The sequence below is a fragment of the Thioalkalivibrio sp. ALE9 genome, from assembly GCF_000377445.1.
Taxonomy (GTDB): domain Bacteria; phylum Pseudomonadota; class Gammaproteobacteria; order Ectothiorhodospirales; family Ectothiorhodospiraceae; genus Thioalkalivibrio.
The window spans coordinates 100,776-116,427 of the sequence record NZ_KB898122.1 but is presented as its reverse complement, the minus strand read 5'-3'; the positions used below and the strand labels follow the sequence as shown (position 1 = coordinate 116,427).

General features: G+C 70.6%; 14 protein-coding genes. 3 read left to right on the top strand and 11 right to left on the bottom strand.

Annotated elements, in window-relative coordinates; translation table 11 throughout:
* Position 1: 1 nt before the first annotated feature.
* Positions 2-586: a cytochrome b gene (locus D106_RS0100555; protein ID WP_018866913.1), complete on the bottom strand. Its 585-nt coding sequence runs from the start codon at positions 584-586 to the stop codon at positions 2-4.
* A gap of 130 nt (positions 587-716) precedes the next feature.
* On the opposite strand from D106_RS0100555, the gene D106_RS0100550 reads away from it, so the two are divergent.
* The 3 genes from D106_RS0100550 to D106_RS0100540 all read left to right on the top strand — a co-directional run bounded on the left by D106_RS0100550 (position 717) and on the right by D106_RS0100540 (position 6,385).
* Entirely contained in the window at positions 717-1,463 is a 747-nt protein-coding gene (locus tag D106_RS0100550) for an HAD family hydrolase (RefSeq protein ID WP_018878871.1), read from the top strand.
* 192 nt (positions 1,464-1,655) lie between these two features.
* Complete coding sequence (locus tag D106_RS0100545) at positions 1,656-2,936, top strand: metallophosphoesterase (protein ID WP_018878870.1); 1,281 nt, start codon at positions 1,656-1,658, stop codon at positions 2,934-2,936.
* On the top strand, positions 2,933-6,385 hold the full coding sequence (locus tag D106_RS0100540) for an AAA family ATPase (protein WP_018878869.1): 3,453 nt from the start codon (positions 2,933-2,935) through the stop codon (positions 6,383-6,385). The genes D106_RS0100545 and D106_RS0100540 overlap by 4 nt, the downstream gene beginning before the upstream one ends.
* A gap of 15 nt (positions 6,386-6,400) precedes the next feature.
* Here D106_RS0100540 and kdsB read toward each other — a convergent pair whose 3' ends face one another.
* From kdsB to cysM, 10 genes are read right to left on the bottom strand one after another with little or no spacing between them, the layout of a single operon-like run.
* Positions 6,401-7,168 (bottom strand): 3-deoxy-manno-octulosonate cytidylyltransferase, encoded by a 768-nt coding sequence (gene kdsB, locus D106_RS0100535; RefSeq protein WP_018878567.1) that lies wholly within the window; start codon positions 7,166-7,168, stop codon positions 6,401-6,403.
* An 8-nt stretch (positions 7,169-7,176) separates the two neighbouring features.
* A complete protein-coding gene (locus D106_RS0100530) occupies positions 7,177-7,371 on the bottom strand; it encodes a Trm112 family protein (protein WP_018878568.1) in 195 nt (64 codons plus the stop codon).
* Between the two features lie 3 nt (positions 7,372-7,374).
* A complete protein-coding gene (lpxK, locus tag D106_RS0100525; RefSeq protein ID WP_018875787.1) occupies positions 7,375-8,397 on the bottom strand; it encodes a tetraacyldisaccharide 4'-kinase in 1,023 nt (340 codons plus the stop codon).
* Between the two features lie 2 nt (positions 8,398-8,399).
* On the bottom strand, positions 8,400-9,533 hold the full coding sequence (locus D106_RS0100520) for a glycosyltransferase N-terminal domain-containing protein (RefSeq protein WP_018866920.1): 1,134 nt from the start codon (positions 9,531-9,533) through the stop codon (positions 8,400-8,402).
* Positions 9,523-11,304, bottom strand: coding sequence for a lipid A export permease/ATP-binding protein MsbA (msbA, locus tag D106_RS0100515; RefSeq protein ID WP_018866921.1), 1,782 nt, complete (start codon positions 11,302-11,304; stop codon positions 9,523-9,525). The genes D106_RS0100520 and msbA overlap by 11 nt, the downstream gene beginning before the upstream one ends.
* Positions 11,294-11,722, bottom strand: a complete 429-nt coding sequence (locus D106_RS0100510; RefSeq protein ID WP_018866922.1) for a biopolymer transporter ExbD — start codon at positions 11,720-11,722, stop codon at positions 11,294-11,296. The genes msbA and D106_RS0100510 overlap by 11 nt, the downstream gene beginning before the upstream one ends.
* Entirely contained in the window at positions 11,719-12,357 is a 639-nt protein-coding gene (locus D106_RS0100505) for a MotA/TolQ/ExbB proton channel family protein (RefSeq protein ID WP_018866923.1), read from the bottom strand. Before D106_RS0100505 ends, D106_RS0100510 begins: the two co-directional genes overlap by 4 nt.
* A gap of 27 nt (positions 12,358-12,384) precedes the next feature.
* On the bottom strand, positions 12,385-13,725 hold the full coding sequence (rlmD, locus tag D106_RS0100500; protein WP_018878868.1) for a 23S rRNA (uracil(1939)-C(5))-methyltransferase RlmD: 1,341 nt from the start codon (positions 13,723-13,725) through the stop codon (positions 12,385-12,387).
* Positions 13,725-14,531 carry a 3'-5' exonuclease gene (locus tag D106_RS0100495; RefSeq protein WP_018878867.1) on the bottom strand — a complete coding sequence of 269 codons (807 nt, stop codon included), beginning with the start codon at positions 14,529-14,531 and terminating at the stop codon, positions 13,725-13,727. The genes rlmD and D106_RS0100495 overlap by 1 nt, the downstream gene beginning before the upstream one ends.
* Positions 14,528-15,439, bottom strand: coding sequence for a cysteine synthase CysM (gene cysM / locus D106_RS0100490; protein ID WP_018875794.1), 912 nt, complete (start codon positions 15,437-15,439; stop codon positions 14,528-14,530). Before cysM ends, D106_RS0100495 begins: the two co-directional genes overlap by 4 nt.
* Between the last annotated feature and the right edge of the window lie 213 nt (positions 15,440-15,652).

The window sequence follows — 15,652 nt, the reverse complement described above, 5'->3', positions numbered from 1 at the left end:
ATCAGGATCGGCCTCGCCCGAAGGTCATGCGCTGCATCACCCCGTCGCGGCGAATGCGCCAGTGGTAGAACGCGGCAACCACATGTCCCGCCACCAGGATCAGGGTCACCCGGCCCAGGGCCTGATGCCAGGCGAACAGCGTCTCCGACAACGCCTCGTTCTCCGGGAACAGGCCCGGCAGGATCAGCGGCCCCAGTTGCACTGGGTAGCCACCGGCCGCGGTCGCCCACCACCCGATCACCGGCATCAGGATCAGCAAGACGTACAACAGCCCGTGCACGGCCTCGGAACCCATCCGCTGCCAGCGAGCCAGCGCGACCGCATACTCCGGCTTGCCGCGCCGCAGGCGCAGTCCGATCCGCACCAGCATCAAGACCAGAATCAGCACCCCGAAACTCTTGTGCCAGGTATAGAGCGTGTTGGTCGCCGCCTCGCCAAAGCGCGCCTGCAGACCCTCGAAGCCGAACCAGCCAATGGTCCCGCCCAGCCCCAGCGCCCCCAGCACCAGCACGGCCACCAGCCAGTGCAACACCCGCTGCGCGAGGCTGTAGCGCGGCCAGACGGCCGCATCCCCTTGCTGTCGCATCCCGAACCACCTCCTCGAGTCGGCTTTGCTGTCCGAAGGAAACACCCTATCAGTCCGCCACGCCCGAAGTATCCCCAACGACATCGGCCATATAACCGCTGCGTGCGGTGCCCGCGCTACCCTTGCGTGGATGAACCGTTCCCCCATCAGCGGACCGTCCCGGTCACATCCACTCGACCCGACCCGCATCCGCTGCCTGACGTTCGACCTCGACGACACCCTGTGGCCGGTGATGCCGGTCATCCACCACGCCGAGGCGCGCTTCTACGCCTGGCTGCGGGAACAGGCCCCCGCGGTCTGCGAACGCTTTGATCCAGACGCCCTGATCCAGTCCCGCACGGCCTTCATGCGCGCGGCCCCCGACCACGAGCGCCACGACCTGACCCGCCTGCGCAAGCGCTGGCTGCGCGAACTGGCCGAGACCTGTGGCTGCTGCCCGGAGCGTCTGTCGGGTGAAGGCTTCCAGGTGTTCTGGGAGGCGCGCAACGAGGTCACGCCCTACCCCGAGGCCGCGGGCATGCTGACTACCCTGGCCCGCCACTTCCGTCTGGGCGCAATCAGCAACGGCAATGCCGACGTATTCCGCACCCCCCTCGGGCGGCACTTCGACTTCGCCATCGCCGCAGGCGAAGCGGGTGCGGCGAAGCCCGACCCGCGCATCTTCCACCAGGCCCGCGAGCAGGCCGGAGTCGAACCCGACGCCATCCTACACGTTGGCGACGACAGCACCGCGGATGTCCTCGGTGCCCTGCAGGCCGGCTTTCGCGCCGCCTGGTTCAACCCGGCGTCCCTGCCCTGGGAGCACGGCCAGCCGCGCCCCTGCCTGACCCTCGGGCGTCTCGGCCAGCTGCCCCGCCAACTCGGCATCCCCACCTGACCCTGCACCGCCTTCCGTAGGAGGCCAGCCCCCTGGCCGATTCGGTGTTCATCAGCTCCCCATCGGCCAGGGGGCTGGCCTCCTACAGGGGGGGAGACCCATGGGATGCGGGCCCATCCAGCGATCCGGGATTGGCTTTGCCCCGCGATTCTTCCAAACTGCCGCCATGATCCCGACTGCCTCCCTGCGCCCATGAAGCTCCTGTGCGTGGGCGATATCCACCTGGGCCGCCAGCCCTCGCGCATCCCGCCCGCGGTCGATGACGCGGTCGGCATTGCGGCGCTCGGCCCCGCGGCGGCCTGGCGGCGCAGCGTCGACTACGCCTTGGAACAGCCGGTCGACGCCGTCCTGCTGGCCGGCGACGTGGTGGAACAGGAGGACGACTTCTTCGAGGCCTACCGCGACCTGCGCGAAGGCGTTCAGCGCCTGACCGCTGCCGGCATCCGCGTCCTCGGGGTCGCCGGCAACCATGATGTCCAGGTCCTCCCGCGCCTCGCAAAGGCCCTGCCGGCGTTCGAGCTGCTGGGCGCCGGTGGTCAGTGGGAGACCCGCGAGCTTCAGGGCCGCGAGGGCGGCCGCGCGCGCATCGCGGGCTGGTCATTCCCGCAGGCGCGTGTCAGCGAAAGCCCACTGGAGGCCGGCTTTCCCGAGCCCGTCGACTGCCCCACCCTCGGTCTGCTGCACTGCGATCGTGACCAGATGCGCAGCCCGCATGCACCGGTGCGCAGCAGCGCGCTGGAGGCGGCCCCGGCGGAGGCCTGGCTGCTCGGCCATATTCACCGCCCCGACGCCCTCGCCGCGCCACGCCCGATGGGCTACCTCGGCTCCCTGACCGGCATGGACCCGGGCGAGCCCGGGCGCCACGGCCCCTGGCAGCTGGAACTGGCCGCGAACGGCACGCTCTCCATCCAGCAGGTCCCGCTGGCACCGCTGTACTGGGACACCCTGGAGATCCCGGTCGACGGCCTGGACGTCGCCGCGGACATCCATCACCGCGTAACCGAGGCCCTGGAACGCCTGCACACCGAAATCGAGCAATGGCCGCAGCGGCCACGGGCGGTCGGCTGCCGGCTGCGATTCACCGGCCGCAGCGACCAGCGCGCGGCACTGGAGCGTGTCTTGCATGCGGACGATCCGCGCGTCACGGTGCAGACCCTGGGCGATCGCCTGTACTTCGTCCACGACTGGCGCCTGGAGGCCCAGCCGGCCGTGGATCTCGAGGCGCTGGCCGCGGGGAATGACCCGGCCGCCCTGCTCGCGCGCAAGCTTCTGCTGCTGCAGGGGGCGGACAGCGAGGCGCGCCGCGCCCTGCTGGACGCCGCGCGCGAGCCCCTCGCCGAGGTAACCCGCGCCCCGCACTACCGCGCGCTGGGGCGCGAGGCCCCGGATGACACCGCGCTCGCGGCGACCCTGGAGGCCGCGGCCCTGCACGCACTGGACCGCCTGCTGCTGCAGCGCGAGGGCGACCAGTGAAGCTGGAATCCCTGGACATCCACCGCCTCCCCGGCATCCATCCGGGCTTCCGGCTGGAGGCCCTGGGACCGGGCGTGAACGTCGTGGTCGGCCCCAACGCCTCGGGCAAGTCCAGCCTGCTGCGCGGCCTGCGCGCCGCCCTCTATCCACAGGAACAGCGCAACAGGGGCGTGCAGGTCGCGGCCCGTTTCAACGACGCACAGGGCCGGCTCGAGGCGCAGCGCGTCGGCACCGACCTGTACTGGCTGCGTGACGGGCAGCGCAACGACCCGCCGCCGCTGCCGGATCATCGTTTCATCGACTGCTACACCCTGCACATCGAGGACCTGCTGGCCGCGGACCACGCGACCGAACGGGCGATCGGCGACTGGCTGGCGCGCGAACTGGCCGGCGGCTACGACCTCCCCGCCCTGCGCGCGGACCCCGCCCTGGCCCTGAAGACCACTCATGCCCGCAACGAAGCACAGGCCCTGGCCACCGCCGAGCAGGAGCTGCGCCAGCGCACGCGCGAACAGCGCGCCCTGCAGGAGGACGAACAACGTCTCGCCGAACTGGAGGCGCAGCGCCAGGACGCACAGCGGGCCAGCGACGCGGCCGCCCAGTACGAACGCGCCCTGGAGCTGCTGGAGGCCCGCCGCGAACGCCAGTCCCTGGAGACCCGGCTGGCGGCCTTCCCGGAGGGCCTGGCCCGGCTGCGCGGCGACGAACTGGACAGCCTGGAACAGCTGCGCAAGACGCTGCGCCGCCTCGACCACGAGCGCCAGCAGGCCCAGGCCCGGCTCGATGCGGCCCGCGACCAGCTGGATACCAGTGGACTGTCCGAAAGCCCCCTGGAAGCCGCCGCGTTCGACGACCCGCGCGCCCGCGTACGCGAACTGCAGGGACTGGAGAGCCGCGCCGACCAGGCCGCACGCGAGCTGCAGTCCGCCCGTTCGGCCGTCGCCTCGGCAGCTGACGCTCTGGGCGCCGACCCGGCTGCCGTCCCGACGCTGGACCCGACCGCGGTCCACACGACGGAACAGGCCCTCGAAACCCAGCGCCAGCTGCAGGCCGCGATCCGCCGCCGCGAGGACGAACTGGCCGGCCTGCCCGCGGCCGACCCCGACCGGCCCGACCCGGAGGCGCTGCGCCGCGCACGGGACGAACTGCTGCACTGGCTCGGCGCCCCGCGCCCGCCGGCGAACTCCGTCCTGCACCGAGCGGCGCGGATCACGGCCCTGGCCGCAGCTGCGGCGGCCATCGGGAGTGCGGCCCTGTGGGTCCACTGGGGCTTCCTCGTCCTGGCGCTCCCCGTGGCCTGGTCGGGCTGGATACTGGCACGACCGAACCACGACGCCGTCCCGCGCCAGGCGGCCGAGGCGCGTTACCGCGATACCGGCATCGAGCCACCCTCGGCCTGGACGCCGGAGGCGGTGCGTGAACGCCTGGAGGCCGTGGAACGGGAACTGCGCGCAGCCGAGGCCGACCGCCACGCGGCCGAACGCCGCACCCGGCTGGAGCGTGAACTGGAGGAGAAGCACGACGCGCTGGCAGCTGCTCGGGAACAACTGCGCCAGACGGCCGCGGCGGTCGGCTTCGACCCCGAGTGTCTGGATGCCTCGTTGCAGCGCTGGATCCACCTGAGCGCGGAACTGGACCGCGCCCGTCGCGACGAGGCCACGGCCCGGGGCGAGCAGGAGCAACTGACGGCCCGTATGGACGAACTGCGCACGGCCCTGGTGCGGTTCCTGGACGCGTACGCGGCCGCCCCGGAGGACGCGCAGCCCACGGCCGACGCCCTGGCGCAGCGTCTGGAACGGCTGGCCCGCCGCCTGCAGGATCGGGACGAGGCACGCCGCGAACAGCACGAGGCGCAGCGCGAGCTCGAGCGCCTGGAAGTCGAGGCCGACACCACGCGCGCACGCGTCACCGAACTGTACGCCCGGGCCGGGCTGGAAGAGGATGACGAAGCGGGACTGCGCGAACACCTGCGGCTGCGGCCGGAATGGCAGCGCCTGCAGGATGAGCTGCGCGACGTCCGCGCCCGCGAAGGCGATCGCAGCCGTCACCTTGAGGCACAACCGGACCTGCTGGCGCTGGTCGATCAGGACGCCGAGGCGGCGCTGCGCGAAGCGCTGGCCGAATGCGAACACCAGGCGCAGCAGCGCGACGAGCTCACCCGCGAAATCACCCGCATCGAGACCGAGATCGACCGCGCCGGACGGGATCGCGCACTGGAGACCGCGCGCGCCCGGTGGGCCCAGGCCCGCGACGCCCTGGACACGCGTCTGGACGAGGCCCTGTTCGCCACCGCGGGCCAGTTTCTGCTGGACCAGGTCACCATCGAGCACGAAGAGACCGCGCAGCCCGCTGCCCTGCGCCGGGCACGTGACTGGTTTCAGCGTTTTACGCGCCATCAATACGAGCTGCTGTTCAGCCCCGGCGAGACGGCCACGCCATTTGGCGCGCGCGAGACCGCCAGTGGCGACACCCGCGGCCTGTCGGAACTCTCCAGCGGCACGCGCATGCAGCTCGTGCTGGCCGTGCGCATCGCCTTCGCGCTGGAGGCCGAACGCGGGCGCACGCCCCTGCCACTGTTCCTGGACGAGGCCCTGGGCACCGCCGACCCCGAGCGCTTCCGCGCGGTCGCCGAAAGCCTCCAGCTACTGGCACAGGAGGATGATCGGCAGGTCTTCTATCTTACGGCCCAGCCCGAGGATGCGCGCTACTGGTCCGCCCGGGACGCCACGGTGCGGATCATCGACCTGCCGGCCGTGCGCGGCGCCCAGCACGCCATCACCGATGCCGGTGACCTGGCCCTGCCCGAACGCCTGGCGATCCCGAGCCCGGGCGACGCCCGCCCCGAGGACTACGCCACCACGCTCGGCGTGCCCGCGATCGACCCGTGGCAGGATGCGGCGCGGATCCACCCGTTCCATCTGCTGCGCGACGACCTTGACGCCCTGCACCGGCTGCTCACCCTGGGGGTGGACAGCATCGGCACGCTGGAGACCGTCCTGCGCGGGCCCGATGCCGAACTCCTGGGGGACCCGGCGCGGCGCGAGCAGCTTGCGGCCCGGGTCGAGGGCGCGCGCGCCTGGCTACGCGCCTGGCGCCAGGGCCGCGGGCGCCCCGTGGACCGTGCCGCGCTGGAGGTCTCCGGCCTGATCAGCGATACCTTTATCGAAGCGGTCAGTGAACTGGCCGCGCAGGTGGACGGAGACGCCGAGGCCCTGGTCCGGGAACTGGAGCAGGGCGCGGTCAAGCGCTTCCAGAGCGCGACGCGCGAGCGCCTGGAGGCATGGCTCGGCGAGCACGGCTACATCGACCCGGAACCGACCAACAGCGACACCACCCTCGAGCACCGGGTGATCGCCACACTGCAACCCTTCAGCCCCTCCCCGGACGCCGCGACCCGCGACGGCCAGGCCCTGGCGCGCAGTCTGCAGGCGGGCCTGCGCTCGAACTGAGTCCGCGGGCGGGGATCAGGCGCGGGCACGCCCGGACAGGAAGGCGTCGACGCGGTCCAGGTCTTCCGGGGTGTCGACGCCGGGGGGATGGGCCTCGGTGCGGCGGCCGACCTGGATCCACGCGCCCATGTCGAGGGCGCGCAGCTGCTCCAGCTGCTCCAGTTGTTCCAGCGGGGCCGGCGGTTCGGCGCTCATACGCCGCAGGAACCCGGCACGGTAGGCGTACAGCCCCAGATGACGGGTGGCCTGCTCTACTGCCGGTACCTGCCCGGCGCGGTGGGCCTCGCGATCCCAGGGGATCGGGGCACGGGAGAAGTACAGCGCCCGGCCGCTGCGGTCGGTCACCAGCTTGACCTGGTTGGGGTCCGCCAGGTCCTGTGCGCAGCGGATGGGCACGCCGAGGGTGGCCATGTCCGCCTGCGGGGTCTGCGCCAGCAGGGCCGCCAGGTCATCCAGCAATGGTCCCGGGGTCAGCGGTTCATCGCCCTGCAGGTTGACCACGATGGACTCGTCCCCCCAGCCCTCGGCGGCCGCGACCGCGGCGATGCGGTCGGTGCCCGAGGGCAGCGCGGGATCGGTCAGGAAGGCTTCGGCCCCGCACTGGCGCGCGACCGCGAGGATGCGCTCGTCATCCCCGGCCACGATCACGCGGCCCGCTGCACTCTCCTGCGCCCGGCTGATCACATGCGCGATCAGCGGGCGCCCGGCGACCGCCGCGAGCGGCTTGTCCGGCAGCCGGCTGGAGGCCATGCGGGCCGGGATCACCACGACGAAGCCCGTCATGCGGCGACTCAGGCCTCGCGCCAGCGTCCCTTCTCGTCCTCGGAGAGCACGCGGGCCTCGTCCTCCAGCATCACCGGGATGTCGTCGCGGATCGGATAGGCGAGCCCGGCGGAGACCGAGATCAGCTCCTGGTTCTCGCGGTCATATTTCAGCGGACCCTTGGTGACCGGGCAGACCAGAATATCGAGCAGACGCTTGTCCATGCATTACCCCAGGTGTTTGAGCCGACTGACGGTCTCCAGACGCGCGAGCAGCGCCGGCTCGAAAGTGGTTGGCAACCGGGCCGCGATCGGCCAGTACCAGTGATTGTCCTGCGCAAACGACCGGCATTTTACGGCATCCTTCTCGGTCATCAGAACCGGCAACTCGTCATCGAAGCGGATCTGGTGCGGCAGGAAGCGATGATGGTCGGGAAACGGATGTCGAATGATACCGATCTTCGCCGCCTCCAGGGTACGGAAGAAGCGCTCCGGATCGGCAATACCGGCGATCGCGTGGGCATCGCGCCGGGCAAACCGGTGGGGCTTGCGCGACTCGTCGGCCCCATCCACCCGCAGCAGCCGGCTGGCCGGGACCAGTTCCATCGGAATCTCGCCGGGGCCGGCTTCGCCCCCGGTCACGATCACGAAATCCGCCCGCTCGCGCGCCCGCCTGGGCTCGCGCAGCGGCCCCGCCGGCAGGCACAGCCCGTTACCGAAGCGGCGCTTGCCGTCGACCATCAGGATGGTGATGTCGCGCGGCAGGCGGTGATGCTGCATGCCGTCATCGGCGATGACCACGTCCACCCCCTGCTCGGTCAGGGCCCGCGCGCCGCGAACCCGGTCGCGGTCCACCTGCACCGGCACCCCGGTGCGGCGCGCGATCAGCAGGGGTTCATCCCCCACCACCACCGGATCGGAATCGGGGGTCACCGCAATCCCGGCGACGTCCCCGCGCCCGCCGTAGCCACGGCTGACAATACCCGGCCGATACCCGGCGGCACGCAGACGCTTGGCCAGCCAGACGGTCATCGGCGTCTTGCCACTGCCACCCAGCGTGAGATTCCCCACCACGATCACTGCCTTGGCCGGGATGGTGATGTCGCGCCGCAATTGTTCCTGGCGCTGACGGTTCCACTCGGCCAGCCCGGCATACACCAGCGACAGCGGAAACATCGCCGCCGCGAACGGCCCGCGCTGGCTCCACTGATCCCACAGCCGGGCACCAAACCATGCCTGCAGCGAGCCCATGGCTACCAGTCCCAGACCTGCTGCAGTACGGCGTCGAAATTTGCATCCACCTGGCGTCGCTCCTCCCAGAAGCGTCGGCGGGCCGCATCACCCTGCTGGCGCCGCGCAGCCGGGTCGTCCCGCAGTGCCTGCCAGGCCGCCAGCACCGCGGCCGGCTCGCCCAGCACCGGGCAGGGCACCTCCGCGGCCGGCGCCTCGCCCAGGCTCACGGCCGCCCCGCCAGCCAGGCCCTGCCACAGGGCCTGGCGATCCGGCGCGGCCAGATGTACTGCATGGGCGGCACTGGCCGCGGCCGCGAACCAGCGCCGATCATCCAGGTGCAGGATGGTCCCCGGCGGCAACGCCGACCGGTCCCAGCCCGAGACCACCTGATCGGCACCCGGCAACGGGGCGGCGTCCGTCTCCCCGCGCAGGCTGGCCAGCAGGATGTCGGTCTGACCCCAGCCGGAGGCCTCCCAGGCCGCCCGCCAGGCCGGCCACTGCGCCGGCGTGCCATGCCACCACCACAGGCGTTCCACCCCGCCCCCAACCAGCGAGCGCAGCACCACATCGGCCTGCGCCTCGACGAACCGGGCCTGGGGGTCGGCCGGGTCCAGCGCCCGAACGCGGGCGGCCGGCCAGCCATCGGCGGCGACAGGATCGACGGGCCAGTGGCAGGCCACCGGGGACATGGCCCCGGTAGCCGGCGCGGTGTTCACCGCGATCACCGGCGCCTCGGTCTCCTGCAACAGATGGACCGGCGCCCGGCCACCGGCCAGCAGGATGCCGTGGGGCTGAAAGCGCCGCAGCACCCGGCGCACCACCCGCGGCCTGTCGCAGGGGCCGTAGCCCACCCCGACCTTGCGAAACGGCTGCATGTGGCGCTCGAAGAGCTCCGGGTAATCCTGCTCGAATGTCAGGACGATGCGCACGTCCTGGCGCTTGTCGCGCACCGCACCCAGCAGCTCGATCCCCAGGCGCACGTCCTCGGGGCTGCCGCCGGCCTTGATCCAGATCAGCCGACCGCGATCCACGGGCGGGGTGAGGAAACCCCGCCGGGCGCGTGCCCGGCTGCCATCGCCGCGGCGGTAATCCCGCCAGGTCGCGCGCCAGACCGGGAGCGGACGATCCCCGTAGCCCCCGGCATCAGCCCCCATCCCCCGCCTCCTCGCGGAACTGCAGGCGGTGCAGGTGGGTGTAGACCCCGCCTCGGGCGATCAGCTCCTCGTGCCGCCCGCTCTCCACGATGCGGCCGTTGTCCATCACCAGGATGCGGTCGGCGCCCTCAACCGTGGAAAGGCGGTGGGCGATGACCAGCGTGGTGCGCGTGCTCACCAGCGCATCCAGCGCGGCCTGCACCTGGCGCTCGGATTCGTTGTCCAGGGCGGAGGTGGCCTCGTCCAGGATCAGGATCGGGGCGTCCCGCAGCAGGGCGCGGGCGATCGCCAGACGCTGGCGCTGCCCCCCGGAGAGACGGGTACCGTTTTCCCCCACCAGGGTCTGCATCCCGTCGGGCAGGCGCTCGATGAATTCCAGTGCATGCGCGGCGCGCGCCGCCTCGCGGATCTCCGCCTCGGTCGCCTCGGGGCGCCCATAGGCGATATTGGCGGCGACGGTGTCCGCGAACAGGGTGACGTTCTGGCCGACATAGGCAATCTGCCGACGCAGGTCGCGCAGGCGGATGGTCTCGAGGTCGTGGCCGTCCAGCAGGATGCGCCCCTCGGTCGGGTGATAGAAACGCGGCAGCAGATTGACCAGCGTGGTCTTGCCGCTGCCCGAGCGCCCGACCAGGGCCACGTTCTCGCCTGGCTCCACCGCGAAGGAGATGGCCTTCAGCACATCCGGGCCGTCCGCGCTGTAGCGAAACGCCACGTCCTCGAATGCCAGCTGACCCTCGGCGCGGTCCAGCGGCACGTGGCCGGTGTCGCGCTCCGGCGTCTCGTCCAGCACCGCGAAGATGTTCTGCCCGGCCGCGATACCCCGCTGCAGGGTCGCGTTGATCATCGACAGCCGGCGGATCGGGCTCAACAGCAGCAGCATCGCGGTCAGGAAGGAGACGAACGTGCCGGCCGTGACCGTGTCGTCGCCGAAATCCGAGGTCGCGACCCAGATCACGAAGGCCAGCACTGCCGCGACCAGGAACTGGATGGTCGGGGTATAGGCGGCCTTGATGCCCTCCATGCGCATATGCAGCCGGCGGTTGCGCTCGTTGATGTCCTCGAAGCGCCCGCGCTCGTAGGTCTCGCCGCCAAAGATGCGCACCACCCGGTGGCCCTCGATCACCTCCTGGGTCACGTGGGTCACGTCGCCCATGTTGTACTGCAGGCGGTGCGAGATGCGGCGAAAGTGCTTGGTGACGACGCGCACCAGCACGGCCAGCACCGGGGCGATGATCAGGATGGTCAGGGTCAGGGTCGGCGTCAGCCAGAACATCCAGGCCAGCAGCGCGATGATCGTCAGGGTGTCGCGCACCAGGGTACTGAAGCCGTCGGTCGCGGCCGTCGCCACCTGCTCCACGTTGTAGGTCACGCGCGAGATCAGCTCGCCGCTGCTCTGCTCCTGAAAGCGCTGCACCGGCATGTGCAGCAGCCGCTCGAACAGCTCCTCGCGCAGGCGCTTGACCACCTGCCGCCCGACATAGCGCATCGCATAGACCGACCCGAATTCGGCCACACCGCGGACCAGAAACAGGCCGATCAGGGCCAGCGGAATCCACGCCACCAGGGGATGGCCCTCGCCCTCGGCGAAGGACTCGTCCATCAGCGGCTTCATCAGCGCGGCGAAGCCCGCCTCGGTCGCCGCCATGCCCAGCATCGCGACCGTGGCAATCGCCAGCAATGGCCAGTAGACGAAGGCATAGCTCAGCAGGCGACGGTAGACCGTCCAGCCGGAATCGAAGTGCTGCGCATGCTGCTCGTCAGTCGTCATCGGCAGCCTCGCCCAGCGTGGCGATCGACACGGACGTAATGCCCAGGCGGCCCACCACGTCCAGGGCTCGCACGACCGACTGATGGCTGGCGTTGGCGTCCGCGCGGATCAGCACCGGGTCATCCTCGCGACCCTCGCGCGTCTCGGACAGCACACGCTCCAGGGTCTCGGCGCGGCGATTGATCAGCTCCTGGCCGTTGATGAAGTAGTTGCCGTTGGCATCCACCACGATGTCGATCCAGGCGCGCTCCACCGCTTCGGCCTCGCGGTCGGCCGAGGGCAGGGTCAGCTCGATGTCCGCGTGCTGGTCAAAGGTCGTGGAGACCATGAAGAAGATCAGCAGCAGGAAGACGACGTCGATCAGCGGCGTCAGATTGACGCCCGGCTCCTCCTGTCGTCGCGGGGTACGGAAATTCACGCCGTGGCCTCGCCCTCGGCCGTGCCGGCCGCGCGCTCGCCGTGGATCACCTCGACCAGCTTGGTGGCCTCCTGCTCCATCTCCAGCACCAGCTCGTCGATATGCCCGCGGAAGTAGCGGTGGAAGGCCAGTGCCGGGATCGCCACGCCGATACCGGCGGCGGTGGTGATCAGGGCCTGGGAGATCCCCCCAGCCAGATCGCGCGGGCTGCCCACGCCGATCTCGGTGATTACGGTGAACACCTCGATCATCCCGACCACGGTGCCGAGCAGACCCAGAAGCGGCGTGATCATCGCGATGGTGCCGAGCGTGTTCATGTAGCGCTCGAGCTCATGCGCAACGCGCCGGCCGGCCTCCTCGATGCTCTCCTGCGTGATCTGTCGGGCCCGGTCATGGGTCGCAAGCCCCGCCGCCAGGATCGCGCCCAGGGGCGAGCCGGCCCGGAGGCGCTGGATGTCGTCGAGCTTGAGCCCCTGGGTGCGCATCTGCTCCCACACCGAGGTCAGCAGGCGCGGCGGGACCACGCGCGAGCGACGCAGCGTCCACAGCCGCTCCAGCACGATGGCGACGGCCAGTACGGAACACAGCAGGATCGGCAGCATCAGCCACCCGCCCGCTTGTACGATCTCCAGCATGCAATTCCCCTCGGATATCGACGCGCGTCAGTCGCGCCGGAATACGGCCATGGATTCCACGTGCGCGGTATGCGGGAACATGTCCATGATCCCGGCCCGCTCCAGGCGATAGCCATGATGATGCACCAGGCGCTCGGCGTCACGGGCGAGCGTGGCCGGGTTGCAGGACACATACACCATGCGCTCGATCCGCTGCGGCGCCAGCGCCTCGATCACCGCGGCCGCGCCGGTACGCGGCGGGTCCAGCAGCACACGGTCATAGCGTTCGGCCAGCCAACCGGCGTTCTTCAGGGCCTCGACGTCGTCGAGGTCGGCGCGTTCGTAGCGGGTGTTGGCGATGCCCTGGTCGCGGGCATTGGCACGCGCCCGTGCCAGCATCGCGTCGTCCACCTCGACACCAACTACTTCGCCAGCCACCTCGCCGTTCGTCACGCTGCGCGCCAGCGGCAGGGTAAAGTTGCCCAGCCCGCAGAACAGATCCAGCACCCGCTGGCCCGGCTGCAGGTCCAGCGCGGCCAGCGCCTGCGGGACCATCTTGCGGTTGATGCCGGCATGCACCTGGATGAAGTCCGTGGGCATGAACGGGACCGACACGCCGTAGTCCGGGTGGCGATAGACCAGTGGCTCGATCGGCCCGGCCAGCGGTTCCACCGTCTCCGGGCCGCCAGGCTGCAGGTACACCTGAATGCCCTCGGCCTCCGCCCAGGCCGACAGGCGCGCGCTGTCCGCCTCGGACAGCGGATCGAGGTTGCGGAAGATCAGCGCCACGCGCTCGTCGTCATCCACCGCCACCTCGATCTGCGGCAGGCGGTCGCGCGCCTCGAGGCCGCCGATCAGCTCGCGCAGGGCCCGAATGCGCTGCCCCACGGCCGGGTGCAGCACCTCGCAGTGGTCCATCTCGGCCAGATACGGGCTGCCGCGCTCGCGAAAGCCAACCAGCACCCCGCCCTTCTTCGGCACGTACTTCGCCCCCAGCCGCGCGGTGCGGCGGTAGCCGAGGGTGGTGTCGGTCAGCGGCTCGAAACGGGCCTCCGGGGTCACGTGGCCGATACGCTCCAGGGCATCGAACAGGGCCTGCTCCTTGATCGCACGCTGGGTCTCGATGGAGGCATGCTGCAGCTTGCAGCCGCCGCACAGGCCGAAAAACTCGCAGGGCGGATCGACTCGGCCCGGGGCCGGCTCCAGCACCTCGACCACCTCGGCGCTGTCGAAACGGCGCTTGCGCCCGGTCTGCTGGGCCATCACCCGCTCGCCCTTCAGGGCACCGTGGATGAAACAGGCCTTGCTATCGCGGCGGATTACCCCCTGGCCGTCCAGCGTGACCTCCTCGATGGTGGCCTCGAACGGGGTCTTGTCGATGCGTGCCATCAGTCCGCGCGTCCGGCCGGCTGCCAGGCGTCGAGGAATTCGCGGTGGTGGGCCGCGCCGCTGGCCTCCAGGTACTCGGCCAGCTGCTGCTGGCGACTGGCCAGGGCCGCGTCGGTCAGATTGCCGCGCATGTACTCGAAGCGCAGCCAGACCAGATAGGTGTTCAGCACGTCGTGCTCCACATAGTCGTGGATCTCGGCCTGACGCCCGTCACGCCAGGCCGGCCAGACCTGGGAGCCATCCATGCCCAGCTTGCCGGGGAAGCCGAGCAGGCTCGCCATCATGTCGAGGCTGGTGACCGCGCGGCCCTGGAACCCCGCCAGCACGTCCATCAGGTCCACATGGCGCCAGTGGAAGCGCGACAGGTAGTTGTTGTAGCGAAACTCGCGGTCGTCGTCGCCCTGCTCCCAGTAGCGCGGGGCCTGCACACCGTTGACCAGCGCGCGGTAGTGCAGCACCGGCAGGTCGAAGCCGCCGCCGTTCCAGCTGACCAGCTGCGGCGTGCGCTTGTCGATTACATCGAAGAACTGGCGCAGGAGCTCGGCCTCGGTCGGTGCCTGGCCATCCTCGCCCTCGCGCCCGAAGGCGGAGAGTTTCAGCGCGTCGCCCCCCTGGTAGAGCACGCCGATGGAGACGATACGGTGCAGCGGGTGCTTCAGGAACTCCGTGCCGGCTTGCGCGCGGCGCAGGGCGAACAGCGCCTCGGCCACCTCGTGATCGCTCAGGCCCTCGAAGTCGTGCAGGCGCCGGGCGCCGTCGATGTCGGGGACGGTCTCGAGATCGAAGATCAGGACCGGGGCACTCATGACGGGAACACGCCGGTGGAGATGTAGCGGTCGCCGCGGTCACAGATGATCGCGACGAAGGTCCCGCCCTCGGTCGCGGCCGCAAGCTTCAGGGCTGCGGCCACGGAACCCCCGGACGAGACCCCGGCGAAGATGCCCTCCTCGGCGGCCAGCCGGCGCATGGTGTCCTCGGCCTCCTCCTGGGTCACGTCCACGGTCTGGTCCACCCGCGAGGCCTCGAAGATGGTGGGCAGGTACGCCTCCGGCCAGCGCCGGATACCGGGGATGGACGATCCCTCGGTGGGCTGCACGCCGACGATCTGCACCTCCGGGTCGCGCTCCTTCAGATAGCGCGACACGCCCATGATGGTGCCGGTGGTCCCCATCGCCGAGACGAAGTGGGTCACCGTACCCTCGGTGTCGCGCCAGATCTCCGGGCCGGTGCCGATGTAGTGGGCCTCGGGGTTGTCCGGGTTGCCGAACTGGTTCAGCACCCGGCCCTTGCCCTCGGCCTCCATGTGGTCGGCCAGGTCGCGCGCGCCCTCCATACTCTCCTCGCGCGAGACCAGCACCAGTTCGGCGCCAAAGGCCTTCATCGAGGCGCGGCGCTCGGCGGACATGTTGTCCGGCATCACCAGGATCATGCGATAGCCCTTCATCGCCGCGACCATCGCCAGCGCGATGCCGGTATTGCCGCTGGTCGCCTCGATCAGGGTATCGCCGGGCTGGATGTCGCCGCGGCGCTCGGCCGCCTGGATCATGTTCAGCGCGGGCCGGTCCTTGACCGAACCGGCGGGATTGTTGCCCTCGAGCTTCACCAGCACGGTGGACGGCAGGTCGGCCGCCATGCGCTGCAGGCGCACCAGCGGCGTGTTGCCGACAAAGTGCTCAAGGGTCGGGAAGGATTCAGGGTGCAGGCGTTTCTTCATGCGCGCAGAGTATAACGACCGGGCCCCGTCCCTGCCCACGCTCGCGACGATCCGGCGTCGGGGCTTCCCATGGAGATTGCTTCGTCGCGTTGTTCCTCGCAATGACGCGAAGGGGGCACCGTCATCGCGAGGCGCGCAGCGTCGTGGCGAGCGGTATGACCCGACCACCTGCGCGAGCCTGCCTCGCAACCTTGCGGGTTCCGGCCTAAGCTC